This is a genomic window from Pseudomonas mendocina (genome assembly GCF_900636545.1).
In the GTDB taxonomy this organism is placed as follows: Bacteria; Pseudomonadota; Gammaproteobacteria; order Pseudomonadales; family Pseudomonadaceae; genus Aquipseudomonas; species Aquipseudomonas mendocina.
This window is the reverse complement of sequence record NZ_LR134290.1, coordinates 3,023,764-3,044,493: the sequence shown is the minus strand read 5'-3', so window position 1 is coordinate 3,044,493 and position 20,730 is coordinate 3,023,764. Positions and strand designations below refer to the sequence as shown.

25 protein-coding genes are annotated in these 20,730 nt (G+C 61.2%); 11 read left to right on the top strand and 14 right to left on the bottom strand.

Going from position 1 to position 20,730, the window contains the following annotated elements; all coding sequences use genetic code 11:
- Window positions 1–6 precede the first annotated feature (6 nt).
- The 5 genes from EL191_RS14100 to EL191_RS14080 all read right to left on the bottom strand — a co-directional run bounded on the left by EL191_RS14100 (window position 7) and on the right by EL191_RS14080 (window position 3,344).
- Window positions 7–1,335, bottom strand: a complete 1,329-nt coding sequence (locus tag EL191_RS14100; RefSeq protein ID WP_041980953.1) for a sensor histidine kinase — start codon at window positions 1,333–1,335, stop codon at window positions 7–9.
- Between the two features lie 63 nt (window positions 1,336–1,398).
- The gene (locus tag EL191_RS14095; protein ID WP_041980954.1) at window positions 1,399–1,806 is read right to left on the bottom strand and encodes a Spy/CpxP family protein refolding chaperone; all 408 of its coding nucleotides are present in this window, start codon (window positions 1,804–1,806) and stop codon (window positions 1,399–1,401) included.
- A gap of 137 nt (window positions 1,807–1,943) precedes the next feature.
- Window positions 1,944–2,621, bottom strand: a complete 678-nt coding sequence (locus tag EL191_RS14090) for a response regulator transcription factor (RefSeq protein ID WP_013716117.1) — start codon at window positions 2,619–2,621, stop codon at window positions 1,944–1,946.
- Between the two features lie 4 nt (window positions 2,622–2,625).
- On the bottom strand, window positions 2,626–3,003 hold the full coding sequence (locus EL191_RS14085) for a hypothetical protein (RefSeq protein WP_013716116.1): 378 nt from the start codon (window positions 3,001–3,003) through the stop codon (window positions 2,626–2,628).
- A 41-nt stretch (window positions 3,004–3,044) separates the two neighbouring features.
- A complete protein-coding gene (locus tag EL191_RS14080) occupies window positions 3,045–3,344 on the bottom strand; it encodes a YciI family protein (protein WP_017362848.1) in 300 nt (99 codons plus the stop codon).
- Between the two features lie 120 nt (window positions 3,345–3,464).
- Between EL191_RS14080 and EL191_RS24760 the strand changes: the two genes are divergently transcribed.
- The 6 genes from EL191_RS24760 to EL191_RS14050 all read left to right on the top strand — a co-directional run bounded on the left by EL191_RS24760 (window position 3,465) and on the right by EL191_RS14050 (window position 8,170).
- Window positions 3,465–4,331: a PHP domain-containing protein gene (locus EL191_RS24760; protein WP_026042116.1), complete on the top strand. Its 867-nt coding sequence runs from the start codon at window positions 3,465–3,467 to the stop codon at window positions 4,329–4,331.
- A 13-nt stretch (window positions 4,332–4,344) separates the two neighbouring features.
- Window positions 4,345–4,971 (top strand): L-threonylcarbamoyladenylate synthase, encoded by a 627-nt coding sequence (locus EL191_RS14070; RefSeq protein ID WP_041980955.1) that lies wholly within the window; start codon window positions 4,345–4,347, stop codon window positions 4,969–4,971.
- Between the two features lie 110 nt (window positions 4,972–5,081).
- On the top strand, window positions 5,082–6,257 hold the full coding sequence (locus EL191_RS14065) for a tryptophan--tRNA ligase (RefSeq protein ID WP_041980956.1): 1,176 nt from the start codon (window positions 5,082–5,084) through the stop codon (window positions 6,255–6,257).
- A 14-nt stretch (window positions 6,258–6,271) separates the two neighbouring features.
- Window positions 6,272–7,096, top strand: a complete 825-nt coding sequence (locus EL191_RS14060) for a segregation and condensation protein A (protein ID WP_041980957.1) — start codon at window positions 6,272–6,274, stop codon at window positions 7,094–7,096.
- Window positions 7,093–7,890 carry an SMC-Scp complex subunit ScpB gene (gene scpB / locus EL191_RS14055; RefSeq protein ID WP_041980958.1) on the top strand — a complete coding sequence of 266 codons (798 nt, stop codon included), beginning with the start codon at window positions 7,093–7,095 and terminating at the stop codon, window positions 7,888–7,890. The genes EL191_RS14060 and scpB overlap by 4 nt, the downstream gene beginning before the upstream one ends.
- 97 nt (window positions 7,891–7,987) lie before the next feature.
- Complete coding sequence (locus tag EL191_RS14050; RefSeq protein ID WP_013716109.1) at window positions 7,988–8,170, top strand: DUF1289 domain-containing protein; 183 nt, start codon at window positions 7,988–7,990, stop codon at window positions 8,168–8,170.
- A gap of 6 nt (window positions 8,171–8,176) precedes the next feature.
- Here EL191_RS14050 and EL191_RS14045 read toward each other — a convergent pair whose 3' ends face one another.
- A complete protein-coding gene (locus EL191_RS14045) occupies window positions 8,177–9,196 on the bottom strand; it encodes an AraC family transcriptional regulator (RefSeq protein WP_232005479.1) in 1,020 nt (339 codons plus the stop codon).
- Between the two features lie 98 nt (window positions 9,197–9,294).
- Here EL191_RS14045 and EL191_RS14040 point away from each other — a divergent pair, with 98 nt between their 5' ends.
- From EL191_RS14040 to EL191_RS14020, 5 genes are all read left to right on the top strand, one after another.
- Window positions 9,295–10,770, top strand: a complete 1,476-nt coding sequence (locus tag EL191_RS14040; protein ID WP_041980959.1) for a flavin-containing monooxygenase — start codon at window positions 9,295–9,297, stop codon at window positions 10,768–10,770.
- Complete coding sequence (locus EL191_RS14035; RefSeq protein WP_041980961.1) at window positions 10,754–11,683, top strand: alpha/beta hydrolase; 930 nt, start codon at window positions 10,754–10,756, stop codon at window positions 11,681–11,683. The genes EL191_RS14040 and EL191_RS14035 overlap by 17 nt, the downstream gene beginning before the upstream one ends.
- Window positions 11,683–12,441 carry an SDR family oxidoreductase gene (locus EL191_RS14030; protein ID WP_041980962.1) on the top strand — a complete coding sequence of 253 codons (759 nt, stop codon included), beginning with the start codon at window positions 11,683–11,685 and terminating at the stop codon, window positions 12,439–12,441. Before EL191_RS14035 ends, EL191_RS14030 begins: the two co-directional genes overlap by 1 nt.
- 302 nt (window positions 12,442–12,743) lie before the next feature.
- Window positions 12,744–13,097, top strand: coding sequence for a ribonuclease E inhibitor RraB (locus tag EL191_RS14025; RefSeq protein WP_017363211.1), 354 nt, complete (start codon window positions 12,744–12,746; stop codon window positions 13,095–13,097).
- A 280-nt stretch (window positions 13,098–13,377) separates the two neighbouring features.
- Window positions 13,378–14,085: a type 1 glutamine amidotransferase gene (locus tag EL191_RS14020; RefSeq protein WP_041980963.1), complete on the top strand. Its 708-nt coding sequence runs from the start codon at window positions 13,378–13,380 to the stop codon at window positions 14,083–14,085.
- Between the two features lie 115 nt (window positions 14,086–14,200).
- Here EL191_RS14020 and EL191_RS14015 read toward each other — a convergent pair whose 3' ends face one another.
- The 8 genes from EL191_RS14015 to EL191_RS13980 form a co-directional block, all read right to left on the bottom strand.
- Complete coding sequence (locus tag EL191_RS14015; RefSeq protein WP_041980964.1) at window positions 14,201–14,764, bottom strand: GNAT family N-acetyltransferase; 564 nt, start codon at window positions 14,762–14,764, stop codon at window positions 14,201–14,203.
- A gap of 13 nt (window positions 14,765–14,777) precedes the next feature.
- Window positions 14,778–15,479, bottom strand: coding sequence for an SDR family NAD(P)-dependent oxidoreductase (locus EL191_RS14010; RefSeq protein ID WP_041980965.1), 702 nt, complete (start codon window positions 15,477–15,479; stop codon window positions 14,778–14,780).
- Between the two features lie 218 nt (window positions 15,480–15,697).
- A complete protein-coding gene (locus tag EL191_RS14005; RefSeq protein ID WP_041980966.1) occupies window positions 15,698–16,060 on the bottom strand; it encodes a VOC family protein in 363 nt (120 codons plus the stop codon).
- Between the two features lie 31 nt (window positions 16,061–16,091).
- Window positions 16,092–16,328: a helix-hairpin-helix domain-containing protein gene (locus tag EL191_RS14000; RefSeq protein WP_026042165.1), complete on the bottom strand. Its 237-nt coding sequence runs from the start codon at window positions 16,326–16,328 to the stop codon at window positions 16,092–16,094.
- 76 nt (window positions 16,329–16,404) lie between these two features.
- Window positions 16,405–16,818, bottom strand: coding sequence for a hypothetical protein (locus EL191_RS13995; protein ID WP_126403484.1), 414 nt, complete (start codon window positions 16,816–16,818; stop codon window positions 16,405–16,407).
- 569 nt (window positions 16,819–17,387) lie between these two features.
- Window positions 17,388–18,206, bottom strand: a complete 819-nt coding sequence (locus EL191_RS13990) for a hypothetical protein (RefSeq protein WP_041980968.1) — start codon at window positions 18,204–18,206, stop codon at window positions 17,388–17,390.
- Between the two features lie 211 nt (window positions 18,207–18,417).
- Window positions 18,418–18,933 carry a hypothetical protein gene (locus EL191_RS13985; protein ID WP_041980969.1) on the bottom strand — a complete coding sequence of 172 codons (516 nt, stop codon included), beginning with the start codon at window positions 18,931–18,933 and terminating at the stop codon, window positions 18,418–18,420.
- 180 nt (window positions 18,934–19,113) lie between these two features.
- Window positions 19,114–20,679, bottom strand: a complete 1,566-nt coding sequence (locus EL191_RS13980; RefSeq protein ID WP_017363219.1) for a methyl-accepting chemotaxis protein — start codon at window positions 20,677–20,679, stop codon at window positions 19,114–19,116.
- Window positions 20,680–20,730: the final 51 nt, after the last annotated feature.

The following is a 20,730-nucleotide window of genomic DNA, read 5'->3' as shown; positions in this document are numbered from 1 at the left end:
GCGCGCTCAGGCTGTCTGTTGCTTGGCCGGTAGCCTGAGCGTCGCGACGAAACCGCCTTGGGGATGGTTGCTCAGCAGCAGCTCGCCACCATGACGCTGCGCCGCCCGACGCGCGATGGCCAGCCCAAGTCCATGGCCGGAACCGCTCTGGCCTGGCGCGCGGAAGAACGGCTTACCCAACTGCTGCAGGTGCTCGCTGGCCACTCCGGGGCCATGGTCGCGTACGCTTAGCACAACGTCTTGCCCCTGGCGCTGCACGGCGATGATCACGGGCTTGTCCTGCGGGCTGAAACGCAGTGCATTGCGCAGCAGGTTGTCGAGCGCGCGCTCCAGCATGTCCGGCCAGCCTTCCAGCTGAGCCCCCTGATCGAGATCGATCTGCAGCAGTTGCTGCGGGGTGGTCAGGCGCGCATCTTCCTGCAACTTGCCGAGCAGGGCGCTCAGATCTACGGGCTGGGCAGCGCCAGGGTCGGCGTCGAGGCGGGCGAGGGTGAGGATTTCGCTGATCAGCGCTTCCAGCCGATCGCATTCCTGACTGAGTCGTGGCCAGAGTTTTTCCCGTTCGGCGGTGTCTGCTCGCTCCGCGAGGGCCAGGGCGATGCGCAGGCGCGCCAGGGGCGAGCGCAACTCGTGAGAGACATCGCGTAGCAACTGGCGCTGGCTACCGATCAACCCCTGCAGGCGCTCGCCCATGCGGTTGAAATCCTTGGCCAGCAGGCCCAGTTCGTCACGGCGGGTGGCCAGGCGTGCCAGGCTGTTTTGCTGATAGGCGGTTTGACCCAGGTCGTGCACGGCGCCGCGCAGGCGATCCAGCGGGCGGGTGATCGACAGCGTCAGCATCAGGCTGAACAGCGTCAGCACCACCAGGGCGATGCCCAGGGCGCTAAGCGGCCAGAACAGGCTGCCGCGGTGCCATGCCGCCAGTTCGGGATGCGGTATACGGTAGATGAACAGATAGCTCTCGCCGCTTTCCGGGCTGGTGTATTCCGCGGTCAGGCGGCGCCAGGGGAGGCGGCGGTCATCACCGTGACGCGCCTCGAAAGCGGCTGCGCGCGATGGGAAGGTGCCTTTGACCAGTTGCTGACCGCTCTCGCCAAGCACCTGGGTGTCGATGCGGTACTCGCGCTTACGCTGTTCGAGAAAGTCCTGGGCGGCGGCCGGTCCCTGCTGTTCGTAGCGTTTGACCCACTTGCTGTCGAGGTCATCCAAACCCGGATGCAGGCTGAGAATCCAGGCGTCCTGATTGAGTGCGCGGCCGAGCAGCAGCGACAGGCCTGCCACCAGGGCGATGGCCAGCCAGAAGCTCGCCAGGATGCGCCAGAACAATGAACGCACGGTGAATCCTCATGCAAAAGCCGCCGGGCTCGGAGAGCGCGGCGGCGGGTCAGGGGCGACGGATCAGTTGGTCTTGCTGTCCTTCTCGGCCTTCCAGGCCTTGAATTCGGCCATTTCAGCGCGGCGAGCTTCCATTTTCTTCTGATGCTCGTCGAAGGCTTTCTGCTGCTCGGGGTTGAGCAGGTCACGCAGAGCCTTGTGCTGATTGGCACGGGCCTGGTCGAGTTCCTTCTTCATGGCCTGTTTCTCGGCTTCCGGCAGCTTGTCCAGGTAGCGCTTGGTGATGTCGCGATGGGTCTTCATCTGCTCGCCCATCAGTTTGCGGAACTCCTGGCGCTGTTCCTTGCTCAGGTTCAGCTCCTTGAACATGCCGTGGTCGCGGTCATGGTGACGTGGGCCGCCGTCCGGCATGGCGAAGGCCAGGGTCGGCAGAGTGGCAGCGAGCAGCAGAGCGGTGAGGGTCTTGCGCATGGTGAATCTCCTTGTCTCGAAACCGGTAACGACCGGATGGGCTCAGTATGCGGCGGTCAAGGTCAAGGGCAGTCAGGCGTAGGTAAAGCTTGGGTAAAGGCGATGTTGCAGGTCGTTTACGTACAGGCGGCAAACGATCACGACGCGTAGTAATAGCCGCGGCTACGCAGGGCGAGAATGCGTGGGCGGCCATCCGGGTGCGGGCCTAGTTTCTTGCGCAGGTTACTGACGTGCATGTCCAGGCTGCGGTCATACAGGGTCAGTTTGCGGCCCAGCGCCAGTTGTGCCAGTTCCTGTTTGTCCACCGGTTCGCCAGGTTGGCGCAGCAACGCCTCCAGCAGGCGGCTTTCGGAAAGCGTCAGCGGAACGTCATGCTCGCCGATACTGGCTACGCCGCGGTTGGGGCTGAAACTGAGATCACCCAGTTCCAATTGGCTGCTGGCCGGCGCGGGGGCGGTCCGCCGAAGTACTGCACGCAGGCGTGCGGTCAGCTCGCGAGGGTCGCACGGCTTGGCCAGGTAGTCATCGGCGCCCAGTTCCAGGCCAAGGATGCGATCCAGCGGCTCGCCGCGGGCGGAGAGCATCAGCACCGGCAGCTCCGGATGCTCGCCACGCAACTGCTTGAGCAGTTCCAGGCCGCTACCGTCCGGCAGCATCACATCGAGCACCACGGCGTCAGGCGCCTGTGCAGCAAGGGCCTGGCGCGCACCGCCCGCCTCATGGCAGGCGGTTACCTGGAAGCCTTCCTGGGTCAGCCAGCTGGCGAGCAGCTCGCAGAGTTCCTGGTCGTCATCGATCAGCAGCAGTCGGCTCATGGCGTCAGTTGATCCATTCGCGGCGAGTCTTGCGCGAACCTCGGAGCAGGGTGCCGAACAACATCGAAACCAGACTCAGAGCGGCGCCAAGGGCGAACCAGGTCTGCTCTTCACTGAGCAGGCGCGGCTGGCTCTGTGCCTGGCTTTCCTTGAGCTGCATGCGCAGGCGCTGGTTTTCCTGGCGCAGGCGTTGCAGTTGCACAGCGCTGCTGGATTGCTGCTCGTTGCGCAGTTGCTCGCTCTGCGCCAGGCGCTGCTCCAGTTCCTGGTTCAGGGTGTCCACGCTTGCCGCCTGAGTAGACGGTGGAGCGACTTCTTCTGCCTGCAGCGACGCGCAGGTCAGCAACAGGGTGACCAGCAGGGACAGCGGGATCGTACGCATCGCGATTCCTTGTATGCGAAAGCCGCGTGGGTGGTACCGCGTCAGGGCAGCACTTTCTTGAAGGGTTTGACTACAACGCTGGCATACACGCCTGCCGTGCGGTACGGGTCGGCGTCGGCCCATTTCTGCGCGGCTTCAAGGGAGTCGAACTCGGCAACCACCAGGCTGCCGCTAAAGCCCGCCGGGCCTGGGTCATTGCTGTCGATGGCCGGATGCGGGCCGGCCAGCAGCAGGCGACCCTCCTGCTTCAGCTGGTCCAGGCGGGCGAGGTGAGCGGGGCGCGTGGCCAGACGAGTTTCCAGGGAATTTTCGACGTCGGTGGCGATGATGGCGTAGAGCATCTCAATCCTTATTTGGGGTCGAAGAGGGAGAGGGGGAAGCGTTTGCGCCACACGACAAAGGCCTGCTTGCGGCGGATGTGGGGCATAATAACAAACATCAATCTCAACGAAAGCGCCGCCATGATTGTCGATCTGCACTGCCACAGCACCGCCTCCGATGGCGCCCTGTCGCCCGCCGTACTGGTGGCCCGGGCGCATGAGCGCGGTGTGCGGCTGCTGGCACTGACCGACCATGACACCCTCGAAGGGCTCGACGAGGCATGTCGCGCTGCGACTGCCTTGGACATGAAACTGGTCAACGGCATCGAACTCTCCTGCACCTGGGGCGGGGCGACCATCCATGTGCTGGGGTATGCCTTCGAGCGAGAGGCTCCCGCGCTGCGGGCTGCCATAGACGCTCTGCATCATGGGCGCTGGCAGCGTGCCGAGGAAATCGACCGACGCCTGGCGGCCAAGGGCATGCCCGGTGCACTTGAAGGCGCACGTGCTGTCCAACAGGAATTGGGCGATAGTGGCAACGCGCCGGCGCGTCCACATTTCGCCGAGTTTTTGGTGCGAGCTGGCCACGTGCGGGATCGCGCCGAGGCGTTTCGCAAATGGCTGGGCTCGGGCAAGTTGGGCGACGTCAAGCAGCATTGGCCTATGCTGGAAGAAACTATTGCTACCTTGCGTTCGGCCAGAGCCTGGATCAGCCTGGCGCATCCGTGGCAATACGACTTTACTCGCAGTAAGCGCCGACGTCTGGTTGCCGACTTCGCCGCGGCGGGTGGTCATGCCCTGGAAGTGGTCAATGGCATGCAGCCAGCCGAACAAGTCGGTGGCCTTGCGATTCTGGCGCGCGAGTTTGGCTTGATGGCCAGTGTCGGCAGCGATTTCCACGCGCCGGGCGACTGGTCCGAGTTGGGCATGTACCGCCCGTTGCCCGATGACCTGACTGCGCTCTGGGAGCGCTTCGAACATGCACAGCCATCCGCTGTCACTTCATGAGCAGGGAGCAAGCGTGAGTCAATTTTTCCAGGTTCACCCGGAAAACCCCCAGGCACGCCTGATAAAACAGGCCGTGGAAATCATTCGTGGCGGCGGGGTGGTCGTTTATCCTACCGACTCCTCTTACGCACTGGGCTGCGCCATCGGCGACAAGAACGCGGTAGAGCGTATTCGTCGCCTGCGACAACTCGACGACAAGCACAACTTCACCCTGGTCTGCCGCGACCTGTCGCAGATCGGCCTGTTCGCCAAGGTCGACACCGCTGCATTCCGCCTGCTGAAAAACCACACACCAGGGCCCTATACCTTCATCCTCAATGCGACCCGCGAAGTGCCGCGCATGCTGCTGCATCCCAAGCGCCGCACCATCGGTATCCGCGTGCCCAGCCATCCCATCGCCCTGGCGTTGCTGGAGCAGTTGGGTGAGCCGCTGATGAGCGTCAGCCTGATCATGCCGGGCGATGAGTTGCCGATGTCCGACCCTCACGAAATGCGCCAGATTCTCGAGCACCATGTCGACCTGATCATCGACGGCGGTTTTGGTGGGCTGGAGGCGTCCACCGTGGTCAACCTCGCCGACGAAAGCCCGCAAGTGCTGCGCGTCGGATGTGGTGACCCGACGCCCTTCAACGATCTCTGACGCCGGCTTTTCCGTTGTGGGCGCAGCTACCCTATAATCCGTGGTCTTGTCTGGATTTTGGATAGAACGGTTTGAGCCTTAACGACTCCGAACGTCGGGTGCTGTCAGGAATGCGTCCGAGCGGTCGTTTGCACCTCGGGCACTATCACGGTGTACTGAAGAACTGGGTCAGGTTGCAGCACGAGTACGACTGCTTCTTCTGCATCGTCGACTGGCATGCGCTGACCACCGAATACGCCGATGCCGGCCGGCTTTCCCAGCATGTCATGGACATGGCGGTGGATTGGCTGGCTGCCGGTGTCAGCCCCAGCTCCGCAACACTGTTCGTGCAGTCGCAAGTGCCGGAGCATGCCGAGCTGCACCTGTTGCTGTCGATGATCTGCCCGCTCAGTTGGCTCGAGCGCGTGCCCTCCTACAAGGAGCAGCAGGAGCGCCAGAGCGGCAAGGACCTCTCCACCTATGGCTTTCTCGGCTATCCACTGCTGCAGGCGGCGGACATCCTGCTGTATCGCGCCGGTCAGGTGCCGGTCGGAGCGGACCAGCTCCCCCACATCGAATTTGCCCGCGAAGTGGCCCGCCGCTTCAACCATCTGTATGGCAGCGAGCCGGATTTCGAGCTCAAGGCGGAGGCTGCCATTGGCAAGCTCGGCAAGAAAGTCGGCAAGCTCTACAGCAACCTGCGTAAGGCTTATCAGGAACAGGGCGATACCCAGGCACTGGAGACGGCGCGGGCCCTGCTCAAGGAGCAGACCAGCATTACCCTGGGTGATCAGGAGCGCCTGTACGGCTATCTGGAGGGTGGCGGCAAGGTAATCCTGAGCGAGCCGCAGCCACTTCTCACCGAGTTCTCAAGGGTTCCCGGGCTGGATGGGCAGAAGATGGCCAAGTCCAGCGGCAATGCGATATTCCTGCGCGACAGCGATGTCGAGATTGAGGAAAAGCTGCGGCGCATGCCGACCGATCCTGCGCGTGTGCACCGTGACGACCCGGGTGAGCCGCAGCGTTGTCCGGTCTGGTCGCTGCACCAGTTGTATTCCACTGACGAGCAATTGCATTGGGTCATCGACGGTTGTCGCAGCGCCTCGATTGGCTGCCTCGATTGCAAGAACGCGCTGTGCTCGGCCCTGCAGACCGAGCTGGCGCCGCTGCAGCAACGCGCTATCGATTACGAGGACAGCCCGGACCTAGTGCGCAGCATCCTCGCCGAAGGCGCCGAACGCGCACGTGACCAAGCCCGTGAAACCCTGGCCGAGGTGCGCATGGCCATGGGCCTGAATCATCGTTGAAGGAGCGCCAGTCAATGAGTGAAACCGTCACGCCAGTCGCGGACAGTCAGGCCGGCGCGCAGCAGGAGCTGCCGTTCGCCCTGGTCTATGGCGAGGCGGTCACCGAGCTGCCGCTGGACCTGTACATCCCTCCGGATGCCCTGGAAGTCTTCCTCGAAGCTTTCGAAGGGCCGCTCGACCTGCTGCTCTACCTGATTCGCAAGCAGAACATCGACATCCTCGACATTCCGGTGGCCGAAATCACCAAGCAGTACATGGGCTATGTCGAACTGATGAAGTCGGTGCGCCTGGAATTGGCCGCGGAATACCTGGTCATGGCGGCCATGCTTGCCGAGATCAAGTCGCGCATGCTCCTGCCGCGCTCGGCCGAGACCGAGGAGGAGGAGGACGACCCGCGCGCCGAGCTGATTCGCCGTCTGCAGGAGTACGAGCGCTTCAAGGCTGCGGCCGAAAATATCGATGAGCTGCCGCGTGTAGGCCGCGACGTGACGGTGCCGAAGTTGGACGCTCCAGAAGCCCGGGCACGCAAGCTGTTGCCGGACGTCAGCCTGGAGGAGGTGCTGCTGTCGATGGCCGAGGTGCTGCGCCGCGCCGACATGTTCGAAAGCCACCAGGTCACCCGCGAGGCACTGTCCACCCGCGAGCGTATGAGTGAGGTGCTGGAACGCCTCAAAGGTGGGGTTTTTGTGCCGTTCGTCGAGCTCTTCGCTGCCGAGGAGGGCCGGCTTGGCGTGGTGGTGACCTTCATGGCAGTCCTTGAGTTGATCAAGGAATCTTTGGTCGAGCTGGTGCAGAATGAGCCGTTTGCCGCCATCCACGTCCGAGCCCGTGCCGAATGAACCTGAACGATCCCAAAGACCTGGCCCAGTTGCTCGAAGCCTTTCTGCTGGCTTCCGGCAAGGCGCAGTCGCTCGAGCGCCTCTTCGAGCTGTTCGAGGAGGGCGAGCGGCCCGAGCCCGAGCAATTCAAGGCCGCTTTGGAGGTCCTGCGGCAGTCCTGCGAAGGTCGTGCCTTCGAGCTGAAGGAAGTGGCCTCGGGCTATCGCTTGCAGGTGCGCGAGCGCTTCGCCCCCTGGGTCGGCCGGCTCTGGGAGGAGCGGCCGCAGCGGTATTCCCGTGCGTTACTGGAGACCCTGGCGCTGATCGCCTACCGGCAACCTATTACACGCGGTGAAATCGAAGACGTGCGCGGTGTCGCAGTCAACAGCAACATCACCAAGACCTTGCTGGAGCGCGAGTGGATTCGCGTGGTGGGCTATCGCGATGTGCCAGGGCGCCCGGCGATGTTCGCCACCACCAAGGGCTTTCTCGATCATTTCAACCTGAAGAGTCTCGACGAACTGCCACCCCTCGCAGCCCTGCGTGAACTGGAGCCCGAACCGGAGCTGGCGCTGGATGAAGACGCCGAAGTGCCGGCAGGCTTGCAGGCGCGCGCCGACCTGGCTTTGCAGGCGGACGGCGAAGCTACTGAGCCGCGCGAGGAAACCAGTTTTCGCAGCCTTTTGGCCGAGCTGGACGACATGGAACAAGGGCTCAAGACCGACTTCGATGACCTGCGCCTGGCTGAAGAAGGGGCGGATGAAGCGGCCGAAAATGACTCGGTCGAGCTGGACGGTGATCAGCCGCTGCATTGACGGCGTTTAAGTCGCTCATCGAATACTTCAATCTCACCGCCTGTTACCTGGCCTTTATTCTGGCGCTCATCCGATTCTTGTCGTTCGAGGAGAGCCGATGAGCAAGAGCCCGTGTATCAAGGTGTGTGAATTCGAAAAAGACATCTGCCTCGGCTGTGGTCGTAGCCGTGAGGAGATCAAAGGCTGGAAGCGCCTGGACAAAGGCGAACGCCTGGCCCTGCTGGCCGAGGCCGATATGCGCCTGCTGGCGCTGGAAGCGACTGGGCGGCGCAAGTGGTAGCAGGTTTCAGCCGTTCCGCTGACGCTGATAGCGCCCCGGTGTCGTGCCTTTCCAGCGTTTGAATGCATGGATGAAATTGGACAGTTCGCCATAACCCAGGCGTTCGGCGATTTCCTCCAGGCTCAGGCCTCCGGCAGCAAGCAGTTCCTCGGCCAGGGCCTGGCGAACTTCGTCCTGCAAGGTGCGGAAACTGGTGCCTTCTTCGATCAGACGTCGACGCAGGGTGCGGCTGCTCAGGTGCAGATGGCCTGCTACCCGTTCCATGTCGGCAATCTGTCCTGGCGATTGCAGCAGCAACTGGCGTACGCGCCCGGCCAGGCCCTGGTACCATTGATGACGTGCCAGCAATGCCTGGCATTGCTGCTCACAGGCGCTGACCAGTTGCGGGTTGGCCCGCGGCAGTGGGTTGTCCAGCAGCTCGGCGGCGAATGCCATTCGATTGCATGGCGCGCCGAAGCGGGGCGTCTGGCCGAAGGCGGTGATGAAGGGTAAAAGATCGGCCGGAGCGGCCTGGCGCAGTTCCACGTCCAGAAGCCGCAGCGTGCTGCCGAGCAGTTCGCGCACGACCACCAGAGCGCCGAGCATGTCGCGTTGCACGATGAAGTCATGCTGCCGCGGAGGGAGTGCACTGTCGTCGAAGTTCAGGCTGGCGATGCTGTCATCCACGCTCAGGCTGATACGGGTGAACGCATAGGTCAGGCCGTGATAGCGCAGGCCCAGCTCGGCGGCCAGGCGCACTGTGGCGCTGCTGAGAATGGCGTAACCCCAGGCGCCGTAGCTGGTCACGTGATAGCGCCTGCCAGCTTGCAGCCCCAGATCGGCTACAGCGGGCAGTGCCTCGACCAGGTTGGCTATCAGTTGCAGTTCGCGCTGCGCTTCGATCTCCCCATTCAGGCTGGACAACTGCACTGGGCTGAGCCCTGTTTCCTGCAGGCACCTGTCCAGGCTTAGGCCAAGATCGAGCCCCAACTGAGTGAGCAACTGGATGCTAATGATGCTGCGTCGGGCGGGCCAGGGTGCTGACATAGGTTGTCCGAAAATCACAATATCCTGGCCGACTATGCCATAACCCGGGCAGGGCAAGGCAAGTAGCATCAGCTCATCGTCATACACGGGTCATCACAATGAATAACCACCCCCGTACGAACGCGCCATGGCGCGTGTTGATCATCGGCAGCGGTTTTGCTGGCCTCGGCCTGGCCATGCAGTTGCGCAAGGCCGGTGAGAAGGACTTCCTGCTGCTGGAAAAGGCTGGCGAGGTCGGCGGCACCTGGCGCGACAACAGCTACCCGGGAGCTGCCTGCGACGTGCCTTCGCACCTGTACTCCTTTTCCTTCGAGCCCAAGCACGACTGGTCGCGCAAGTTCGCGCCACAGGCGGAAATCCATGCCTATATCCTGCAGTGCGTGGAGAAGTATCAGTTACGCCCGCACATTCGCCTGAACAGTGAGGTGCTTGGCGCGGCATTCGATGCCGAGCGGGGCGTCTGGCAGGTCGAGCTGGCGGGAGGCGAGGTGATCGAGGCGCAGGCGCTGGTCAGTGCCTGCGGCCAGCTCAATCGCCCGGCCTACCCGAGGCTGCCGGGCCTGGAGAACTTCCGCGGCGAGACTTTTCACTCGGCGCGCTGGCGCCATGATCTGGATCTGGCCGGCAAGCGCGTAGCGGTAATTGGTACCGGCGCGTCGGCTATCCAGTTCGTGCCGCAGATTCAGCCGAAAGTTGCCAGCCTGCATCTGTTCCAGCGTTCGGCCGCTTATGTGCTGGCCAAGCCGGATCGCGTCTATCGGGGCTGGGAAATTGCCCTGAAACAGCATTTCCCCCTGTGGCAGCGTGTCGACCGCCTGCTGCAATACCTGCATCACGAGGGGCGGGCGGTAGCTTTCGTCCGCTTTCCCTGGCTGATGCGCCTGTTTCGTCACAGTTTCACTCGCCATTTGCGGCGCCAGATACCCGATGCCAGCAAGCGTGCACAGTTGCAACCGGACTATCCTATGGGCTGCAAGCGCATCCTGATCAGTAATGACTATTTCCCGGCGTTGGCGCAGGCCAATGTGCAGATCGTCGACTCGGCGATTCGTGAGGTGCGCGAGCATTCGCTGGTGACGGCTGATGGGCGTGAGCATCCTTGCGACGTGCTGATCTACGGCACTGGCTTCACGGCCACCGATTTCCTCGCGCCGATGCGTATTCGCGGCCTCGGTGGTGTAGACCTGAACCAGGCCTGGAAGGACGGCGCCGAGGCTTACAAGGGCATCAGCGTCAGCGGTTTTCCCAATCTGTTTCTGCTCTATGGGCCGAACACCAACCTTGGCCACAACTCCATTCTCTACATGCTGGAGAGCCAGTACGCGTATGTGCTGGGCTGCCTGCGGGTGCTACGTGAACAGGGGCTGCGCTATCTCGATCTGCGTCCGGCAGTACAACGCAACTACAACGCCGATCTGCAGCAGGCGACTCATCGAACGATATGGGAACAGGGCTGCGACAGCTGGTACAAGACCGCTACCGGCAAGAACACCAACAACTGGCCGGGTTTCACCTTCACCTATCGCCTCATGACCCGTACTCCGGAGCTTGTCGACTATGACTGCGTCCGCTGATTTCAAAGCCCCGGCCGCCGAGCAGATGCTGCTGCGCGGCTTGTTGCGCGGCTTTCTGCGCCTGTTCTTTCGCGGTCTGGTGCGGCCGCCTATGCCCGTGCCGGCGCAACGACGCATATTGCGCGTGCTTACCGCCATTACCCTGACGCCGCGCGGAGTCAGCCGTAGCGCCGCAACCTTGGGCGGACGGCCATGCGAATGGCATCGGCCGCCAGTCCGCAGCGGCAGCGTGCTGCTCTATCTGCACGGTGGCGCCTTCATGATCGGTGGGCCGGATACGCACCGGGGCATCTGCGCCAGCCTGGCCAAGCGCGGCTCCCTGGAGGTCTGTGCGCTGGACTATCGCCTGGCGCCGGAGCATCCCTATCCCGCTGCGCGTGATGATGTAGTGGCCGCCTACCAGGCATTGCTTGAGGCAGGCTATCGGCCAGAGCAGATCGCCATAGGCGGCGACTCGGCGGGCGGCAACCTGAGCCTGGTCGGCTGCCTAAGCATCATCGAAGGCGGCCTGCCGGCGCCCGCTGCGTTGGTGTGCTTCTCGCCTGCGACCGACTTCACTGGCGAGCAGATGCACGAGCCTCCAGCCGGCGATCCGCTGATCCACCCCAGCTGGATCGAACAGGCCGCCGAGCTTTATTGCCCACCTGAGCTCCCGCGTAACGATCCGGGCATCTCACCGGTGTTCGCCGATCTCAGCCGCTTGCCACCGACGTTGATTCAGGTCGGCGAAGACGAACTGCTGCTCAACGACAGCCTGCGTCTGGCCGAGCGAGCCAAGGCGGCTGGCGCGGATGTACGCCTGGAGCGATATCCGGGGCTGTGGCACGTATTCCAGGCCCATGTCGGCATGTTGCGCGCTGCGGATTACGCCATTGCCCGCGTGGCGGCCTTTCTTCGTGAGCGGGGCGTGTGATGGGTAACATCCTCATCAGCGGCGCTGCATCGGGCATTGGCGCCGCCACTGCGCGGCTTTTTCATGCGCGGGGCTGGCGTGTCGGGTTGCTCGATGTCGATGCGAGTGCGCTGGTGGCGTTGGCCGCGGAGTTGGAAGATGCCTGGCATAGCCGCCTGGATGTGGTGGATGCCGCGGCAGTGCAGGCCGCGCTCGCCGAGTTCTGTGCGCACAGCGGCGGTCAGCTACGGCTGCTGTTCAATGGCGCTGGCATTCTGCACACCGGCGCTTTTGCTGATATCGAGCTGGAGCAGCACACGCGCCTGGTCGAGATCAATGTCCTCGGCGTACTCAACCTCTGCCATGCGGCCTTTCCCTATCTCAAGGCCACCCCAGAGGCGCAGGTGATCAATATGGGCTCGGCTTCGGCGCTGTACGGCGTGCCGCAACTGGCCAGCTACTCGGCCAGCAAGTTCGCCATACGTGGCCTGACCGAGGCACTGGAGCTGGAGTGGCGCGAACATGGCATTCGCGTTGGCGACCTGATGCCGCCGTTCGTCGACACGCCGATGGTTCGCAACCAGGCTCAGCGCCCAGCGGTGATGCGCCGCCTGGGCGTGCGCCTGGAGGCCGAGCAGATCGCCGAAGCCGCATGGCAGCAAGCCCAACGCAGCCTGGTGCATCGCCCGGTTGGGCTGCAGTTCGGTGTGCTGTTCAACCTTGGGCAAATCGCACCAGGCTGGATCAACAGGCTGTTGATGGGCTGGCTCAGTCGCTAGCTGGGCATCCGGACTGGCCAATTGCCGCTGGTCGCCGGTTTTGTCACAAAGGTTTTGCGCATGGCGCGAAACCTTCATTCAGCGACTACGCTTGTGTAGACGGTTTCAGTCTGGCGTTCTGCTGGGCAGTCGTCGATACGCTTGCAGTAGACACATCGAGCACCTGCTCGATTCTCGGGGCGGCACCATCCGGGGACCTCCAGGATCCATTCAGAGGTGCTCGCAGGGGCCGCGACACCGTCCTCAGGGCGGTCGCATTGGGAAAGCGGTTAATCCATCCATAGCCTGAGAGGGGGTCGTTTATGAGCACAGCCTTCCACGAAGACTCCAGCACTTCGGTGTTGCGTCGGATGAAAGAGGGGGGATTCGACTTCGCCCGGTTTCACCCGATCGAGTTCTACGCCATTTTTCCCGATGAGGAACGGGCCAGAATGGCGGCCAGAAACTTTCGCGGCGAGTCGCTCAATGCCCAGATATCCGCCCGTGAGGACGGCGTCTGGCACCTGCAGATCAGCAAAGTGATGTACGCCACCCATGCCGGTATCGGCGAGTTCGAACATGACCTCGAGTCCATCGTCGTTCCGCTGGGCGGCAAGATGGACGGCTGGGGCGTAACGCAGGAGGTGAAAGCGTCAGCCATGCGTGAGGGGCTGTAAGAAAAGTTGCCGAGCGAAGGTGAGGCAAGGCAAAGCAGGCGAGGGCCGGTCGGAGTTGTGTACGGCTTTATGTGTTGCACTGAGCATTCTGATCGGACTCCTGCACGGGCCTGTTTAAGCCGCATCGTCGATGCGTAGGCACGTTTCCCAGGTAGCCAAAGGCGAATACAGCGGTATTCGCCAGTACAGACCACCGGCCGGTTATCCGGTCGGTGGCTTCAACCCCAGTCCATCTCGACTTGCCAACCCTTCTCGCGCAGACTGCGCGGCGGAGGTGCTTATGGCCGATGTTCTGATCCTGACTCATATCGATTATTGCCCGCCAGCGCACCTGGCGCAGGTATTGGAGCTCCGTGGTTGCAGCTTCGATGTGCTGCGCGTCGACCAGGGCCAACTGCATGGTTACGACCTGGAGCGGCCGAAGGCGGTCGCCGTGATGGGCGGGCCGATGAGCGTCAACGATCCGCTGCCCTGGATCGCTGAAGAAGTGGCTGCGCTGCAGCGTTTTATCGAGCGTGATATTCCCATCATCGGTCACTGCCTGGGCGGTCAGTTGTTGGCCAGGGCACTAGGTGCCAGCGTGCGCCGCATGCCTTATACCGAAGCCGGCTGGCAAATCCTCGAACGTCGAGCTGAGTCTGCTGGCAGCCCCTGGCTGGCGCATTTGCCCGAGTCGTTCAGCATCTTCCAGTGGCACGGAGACACTTTCACCATGCCGGAGGGGGCCCAGCCTCTGTTGAGCAGCCGCTGGTGCGACAACCAGGCGTTCGCCTGGGGTGATAAGGTTCTGGCGCTGCAGGGGCATCCGGAAATGACCGAAGATCTGATCGCGCTCTGGCTAGACGACTGGGCGCATTTGCTCGATGCCGGCCAGCCCAGTCAGCAGAGCATAGACGAGATGAGCGAAGGTCTGGGCGAGAAGGTGAGGGCATTGAACCATGTTGCCGAGGGCTTCTACGCGCACTGGTTGAAACTGGCTGGGCTTTGATGCCTGCCCGTTACTGGGCGCAACGCCTACGAGTCGGGTTGAGGCTTTGCCGCAGGAGCGTGCCATCAGGCGGATATGCTCGACTCTCTGCTTGGCTTCACCTGTTGCTCACGACTCATTGGTGGCTATGTCGGCTGCGCCAATCTTCGTTCAGCAAGCCATAGAGCGCAGAATCCGATACCTGACCGTCTATGATCCAGCGCTGGCGCAGCAGCCCTTCCTGACTGAATCCCAAGCGTTCAAGCGCGCGTCCGGAGGCGGCGTTGCTCGGATCGATTTCCGCTTCGACGCGGTTCAGCTCCAGGGTTTCGAATCCGTGGCGCAGCAGCTCGCCGGCCGCCTCCTGAACGTACCCCTTGCCCCAGGCTGAAGATGCAATGCCAAAGCCGATCTCCGCGCGGCGTGACTCGGGGTGGTAGTTGAAAAGCAGGCATTTGCCGATCAGCTCGGCGCTTATCCTGTCGACGATGGCCAGCGTCAGGCGCTGGCCATCGTGCATGGCCTGCTGTTCTTCGCGGATGTAATCCCCTGCCACGGCCTCGCAATCCCAAGGCGGCGTATTCCAGTACTGCATGACCTGCGGATCGGAAAAAATCGCGAATAGCGCCGGAGCGTCCGCCGCTTGTAGAGGACGCAGTACGAGACGCGGTGTCGTCAGGGTGACAGAAAGATCGGGCATCAATGTTCTCGCTTCAGAAACGTTCGTCGGCAATCGCTGGCAGCACCAGCTCGCGTACGTAACTGGCCTCGGACAGGTTCAGCAACACTTGCACCAAGGCCACCACATCGTGCAGCGGAATCAACTGACCCTCGCCATTTTGTGCGGCCTGTTCGACCGGCGTTTGCAAGCCATCCAGGGTATTGAGGTAGCCCAGTTGCAGGCAGGTGACGGCCAGGCGCTGATCGCGAAAACCTTCGCGCAGGCTTTCGGCAATGCCTTTGAGAGCAAACTTGCTGGCGCCGAAGGTGACTTCCGGGCGGCCACTTTGCGGCAGGGCCGAGGTGGAGCCGGTGAGGATCAGTTGCGGCTTGGCGCCGCCGAGCAGGCGCGGTAGCAGGCGTTTGAGCAGCAGCAAGGTCGCGCCGATATTGACGCTGACCATCTCGAGAATCTGTGCGTCGTCATCCTGCAGAAAACTGTAATCATCCTCGAACGCGCGAGCTTCCCAGATACCCAGGTTGTAGATGATCGCGTCCAGCTTTTGCGGTGCCTGGGTTTCGATGGCATCCACCGCTCGCAGCGGAGCGCTCATGTCCGCTTCGATCCATTGTATGTCCGGAGCCAGATCGGCCGGACGGCTACGGGAAACCCCGATCAGCTCATGGCTCTGCGCCAAGCCCTCTACCAGCGCACGGCCAAGACCCCGGCTCGCGCCGATCACCATGATGCGCATCCCATGCCTCCTTTTTGTTCATGCAGGTATCTTCCATGGTTCAGGCGAGGGCTATGCTCGCCCGAAAGCGGAAAGGCTGGGACGTTAATGGCGAGCTGGCTGGCGGTCAAACGACGGTCTGCAAACATAGGGCTTCAAGCGTTACAGATTGTCTCCGTCGTCGGTTCCAAGTACTCGCCTGCATATGACAGCGGCGGTGTTGCTCAGCGGTGGGACGACTATTGGTCGTCCGGCTCCGACCATACGGCGAACTCATTGCCGCCTGGTTCGACGAAGTGAAAGCGCCTGCCACCGGGAAAGGAAAAGATCGGTTTGACTATCTCCCCACCGGCAGCCTCGACCTTGGTCAGGGTGTCCTCCAGCTTTGCGCTGTAGAACACGACCAATGCGCTGCCGTTGTCGCTACGTGCAGACATCTCGGCGCTGAAGAAGCCGCCATCCAGACCTTCGTCGGCGAAGGCGGCGTAATCGGGACCGTAGTCCGTGAAGCGCCAGCCGAAAGCGGCCTGGAAGAAGGCCTTGGTGGCCGGCAGATCGCGGCTGGGGTATTCGACGTAATTGATCTTCTCGTGTGCAGGCATGCCGGACTCCTTGGCAGTGAAAGTGAGGGAGTTACTGGCGTGATTTGGCCAGATCGATGGCAGCTTGAATAGCTGCGCGTGCTTGCGGGCTGTTTTTCCAGCAGGTCGAGCCAAGTTGGCCCGCTACTGCGGTGACGATATCGCCGACGCTCGCTTTGGCCAGCTCGTGCAGCGAGTCGATGCCGATCTGCTCGAGGCGCTGCACGACGGTCGGGCCTACGCCTTTAACGTTTAGAAGGGCTTGGTGTTCGTTGGGCGAGAAGGGCATTGGGGGGCCATGCTTTGGTTAAGGGGCCGGCTTTACCCGGGTCCGAGTGAATGAAGAGAACGGTTTGGGCCAGTTGTTAGGAGGCATCTCGCACGATTTTTAGATTGTGAACGGAGTTGTTCATGAATTTAATTACCAGTAGAGAGTTATGCCAGCCTAAGCCAGAGCACTGCCCTAGCTCATATGAAAATGTTGAGTCAGAGATTTTATCTGGGATTCCGAGAGTTTCAGCGACCTGCTCTTTGGTTTTTCTTTTCAGAATTTCTTTTTGAATTAAATCCAATGCCATTCCTCCGCGCACGCAACCAGGGTCATTGGTGATTTTGTACGGATTAGAAAGATCCATCCAGTTTGATGAGCTGAATGGTTCTGTACCCGATGTCACATCAAAATAGTAACTCCATGTCAGTCCGGCAATAAAAATCACTATTGCTCCTATGGTGAGGAGTGCAAGCGCTTGTATGGCTTTGCAAACAGCACAAAACACCATGATGTTTCCTAACGTTTGATAAAGGGGCGGGCTTTAGCCCGTCCCTGTGAGCGCAGCGAACGACTTGAACCATTTGTTAGGCCGTTGATGTAGAGAATTTTATTCATAGGCCTCTTCGGTCGTACCAAATGCGTATTCATGGAATTGAGGGCCGTTAGGTTCAATAACTAACGATGGTTGTTCAGCATCGTCTGTGAAAGCGACGAATGGCCTGTAACTGCCACCCTTGTACTCGATCTCGCCTTTAGCGTGTCTCGCAATAGGGAGATCCACTGTCTTTGGAAATCACCACAAAGAGATTCAAGTTTCTCGTACGCTACGTCGTCCATGTATTTTCCTTTGTATGTCTAACTATAAATCGACACTAAATGGTACATGCCTGCGAATGACTTTGGTGGATAACCCTCCTGAACATGTTCAAGATCCTTCTCTAGCTCGCGGGATGCAGCGAGGCGGTGAGTTGTTTGGGAGGTTATAGACCATGTTAGATAACCGCTAGCTAGTAGTGGTTGGACTATGAAAGGTATCACGTGAGTCCAGGCTAATTGGCAGGGTGCAGTAAGGCTACCTCATTCCCGAGTAGCCGTTTTCCCGCCAGCATGTTCGTCTGTATTTTCAGTTTTCTCACGAGGGAGAAGCCAGCCTGTCAGGTCATTGCAGTTCATGGGGATCGGGGTGCCGAGCAGTTGGCTGAAGTAGTCCACTTGCTGCACACGCCAGGCCTCGGCCTGTTCACGGATTGCGGCATTGTGAGCGGTGGGATCTTCGCCGTCCTGCAGGACTGAGTGGACGACGGGCATGATCCATTCGGATAGCCCGTCGTTGTAGCGACGCTCTCCAGGCACTACGAACTGAGACTGCTCTTCATTCCATTGCCAGCGCTGATCAACGTCGTTTCCCCATGTGCTCCAGGCAACCAGTTCGCCATGGGCGCCATAATCGAGTCGTCCGCCAGAAGGCCGTTCGCCAGCTCTTTGTACCTCTAGATTGAAGTCGGGGAGCATCCCTCCCTCTCTCCGTTGATACGTTCTGCCGCCGAGGGAAACGTCGGCTGCAGTGAGAACCTCCCGATTTTTTGCAGCATAAATTTGGCAGGGAGAGCTGTGTTGGTTTTGTCGATAGAGAATCACGCTGACGCCGTTGCCACTCTCCGGTAGATCGCCGTAGTCATACGAGGAATTACGCCCTAGCAGCGTCAGCAATAAGGGGCAGGGCCCGTAGAAAGAGCTGAAGCGTTGGGCCTGTCGGCATCTGGGATGAATTTCGCCTGTCAGCGTCACTCCGTCAGCGCCGACATAACGCCAGTTTCCGTAGATAGGTGAATAGGTGATCGAGAACGTGAACAAGCCCATCAGTACTAAGAGGGCGATCAGGTTGGTGTATTTCATGAGCTGTTCTCCAGCACAACTTCAGCTCCGTATCATCGCAAATAGCTAGAACGGTGAAATCCTGGTTACGTAATGCACCCAAGCGAGGGGGAGGGGACAGCAGGGCGACCACGGAATGATTCGGCAGGGAACAGCCAGGAGTCGCCTTTGAGTTTCTTGGCGAGGAGCGCGCTCAGGCTCGCCTTTCCATGGCTTGTCGGCAATGCGCAATTCAAGGTTGCGAAACTTCTCGCGACCTCAGGCGCATGACGAATTTCAGTATTCCGCGATAGCCCAGCAGCAGCCACGCGGAGAGGCCCAACTGCATGAGCGTTGCGGCCATGCTGGCCAGGTCCTGCATGGGAATTATTTGCAGGCCCCATTCGTTATTCAGCGCGGCGATCAGGGTGATGACCCAGTAGGTCGAGTCCGACAGTGACGAGGCCAGCAGCCAGAGCCCTATGAGGATGCAACCGATCTCCAGTGCCGGAACCGTACCGGTCGAGAGGGCCGTGTGTTGCTGGTTAATGCCTGGCAAGAGTATCGCGGCGATACGCAATGGCAACAGCCAAAGCAGCGCGGCGATGAGTAGCGGAAAGATAATCGACAGGATAATGGCCACGATCAGGCTGCCGGTCGGGAGGTTGATGTCCGTGGCTGAAGCCTGTCCTACGAGCTGCAAGGCGCCGATCACGAGGTAGATGGCAAACAGACGTAGTGCAACGGTGAGAATGTCTTCTCGAGACATGCTTGGATTTCCTTTCCTCGGGTTGGTGAGCCTGTGAGCCCGAAACGGCATTGCCCGATAGCGGGCAAGCATCCATGCCATTGTGTTTTAAACTGCGGGGCGCCAACTTACTTTCTTTCAGGGCAGGGAGCTACAAGCGAACGAAAAAAGCGCAGCGGTTAAAACGCTGCGCCTTATGGTTCAGCGGTTGAAGCGTTCAACCAGAGCGTATTGGCCTTGTGCGGTGTTGGTCAGGGCTTCGCTGAGTTTGGCGGTGCTTTGCGCTTCGCCAGCGGTCTGGTCGGCCAATTGCGCGATGGTGGTGATGTTCTGGTTGATCTCGTCAGCGACGGCGCTTTGCTCTTCCGCAGCAGCAGCGATCTGGTTAGCCATGTCGGCGATATTGGCGACCGAGTCGCTGATGCCTGACAGCGCCTGATCGGCCTGCAGCACGCGCTCGACACCTTCGTCGGCCTGCTTGCGGCCGATCTCCATGGTCAGTACGGCCTCTTCAGCGGTGCGCTGCAGCTTGGCGATCAGGCCATGGATCTGCTCGGTGGATTCGGCGGTACGTTGCGCCAGCGAGCGAACCTCGTCGGCCACCACGGCGAAGCCGCGGCCCATTTCGCCAGCGCGCGCGGCTTCGATGGCGGCGTTGAGGGCGAGCAGGTTGGTCTGGTCGGCGATACCCTTGATCACGTCGACCACGCCGCCGATTTCGTTGCTGTCCTGGGCCAGGCGGGTCACGGTTTCACCGGTATCGCCCACCGATTGGGACAAACGCTGGATGGCTTCGCGCGTTTCCGCTGCGATGGTGCGGCCTTCGCCGGTCAGGCGGTTGGCTTCCTGAGTGGCGATGGCCGTACGGGCAACGTTGCTGGCCACTTCCAGGGTGGTGGCAGCCATTTCGTTGACGGCAGTGGCGACTTGCTCGGTCTCCTGGCGCTGGCGTTCGAGACCATCGGAACTGTTGTGCGCCAGCTTGTCGGCTTCACGCGCCTGCTGGGTGAGTTGTTCGGCGGTGTCCTGCAGGCGGGTGAGACAGGTTTTCAGTCGAGCATCCTGGCTGAGCATGGCCATTTCCAGGCGCGCTTCGGCGCCGCGGCTGTCGGTGTACATCTGCGCGATCAATGGGTCGGAGGTGGTTTGCTCGGCAATGCGCAACAGGCGTTTGATACCTCGGGTCTGCCAGGCGATACCGGCCAGGCCCAGCGGCACGGAGAGCAGGGCGGCGAGGATGAAGCCCCAGTTACTGCCGATCCAGTGACCGATCAGGAAGCCGATCTGGCTGACCATGATGAATGGCATCCACGCCTGGACTACGGGCAACCACTGATTGCTGGCAGGGACGGCCGACTTGCCGGCATTGACGCGTGCATACAGGGCTTCGGCGCGGCGCACTTGCTCGGCTGTCGGTTTGACGCGGACGGATTCGTAACCGACGACCTGGTTGTTCTCGGTCATCGGGGTGACGTAGGCGTTGACCCAGTAGTGGTCGCCATTCTTGCTGCGGTTTTTGACGATACCCATCCATGGGCGGCCCTTCTTCAGGGTCGTCCACATGTGGTCGAAGACGGCCGACGGCACGTCCGGGTGGCGCACGATGTTGTGCGGCGCGCGCAGCAGCTCTTCGCGGCTGAAACCACTGATGTCGACGAAGGCGTCGTTGCAGTAAGTGATCTGGCCCTTGAGGTCGGTAGTGGATATCAGGCGCTGTTGTGCAGGGAAGGTACGCTCACGCTGAGTGACCGGCTGGTTGTTACGCATGGCAGGTATCCGTCGTTGTAATGCCCCTGTAATCGGCCGACGAACGGCAAA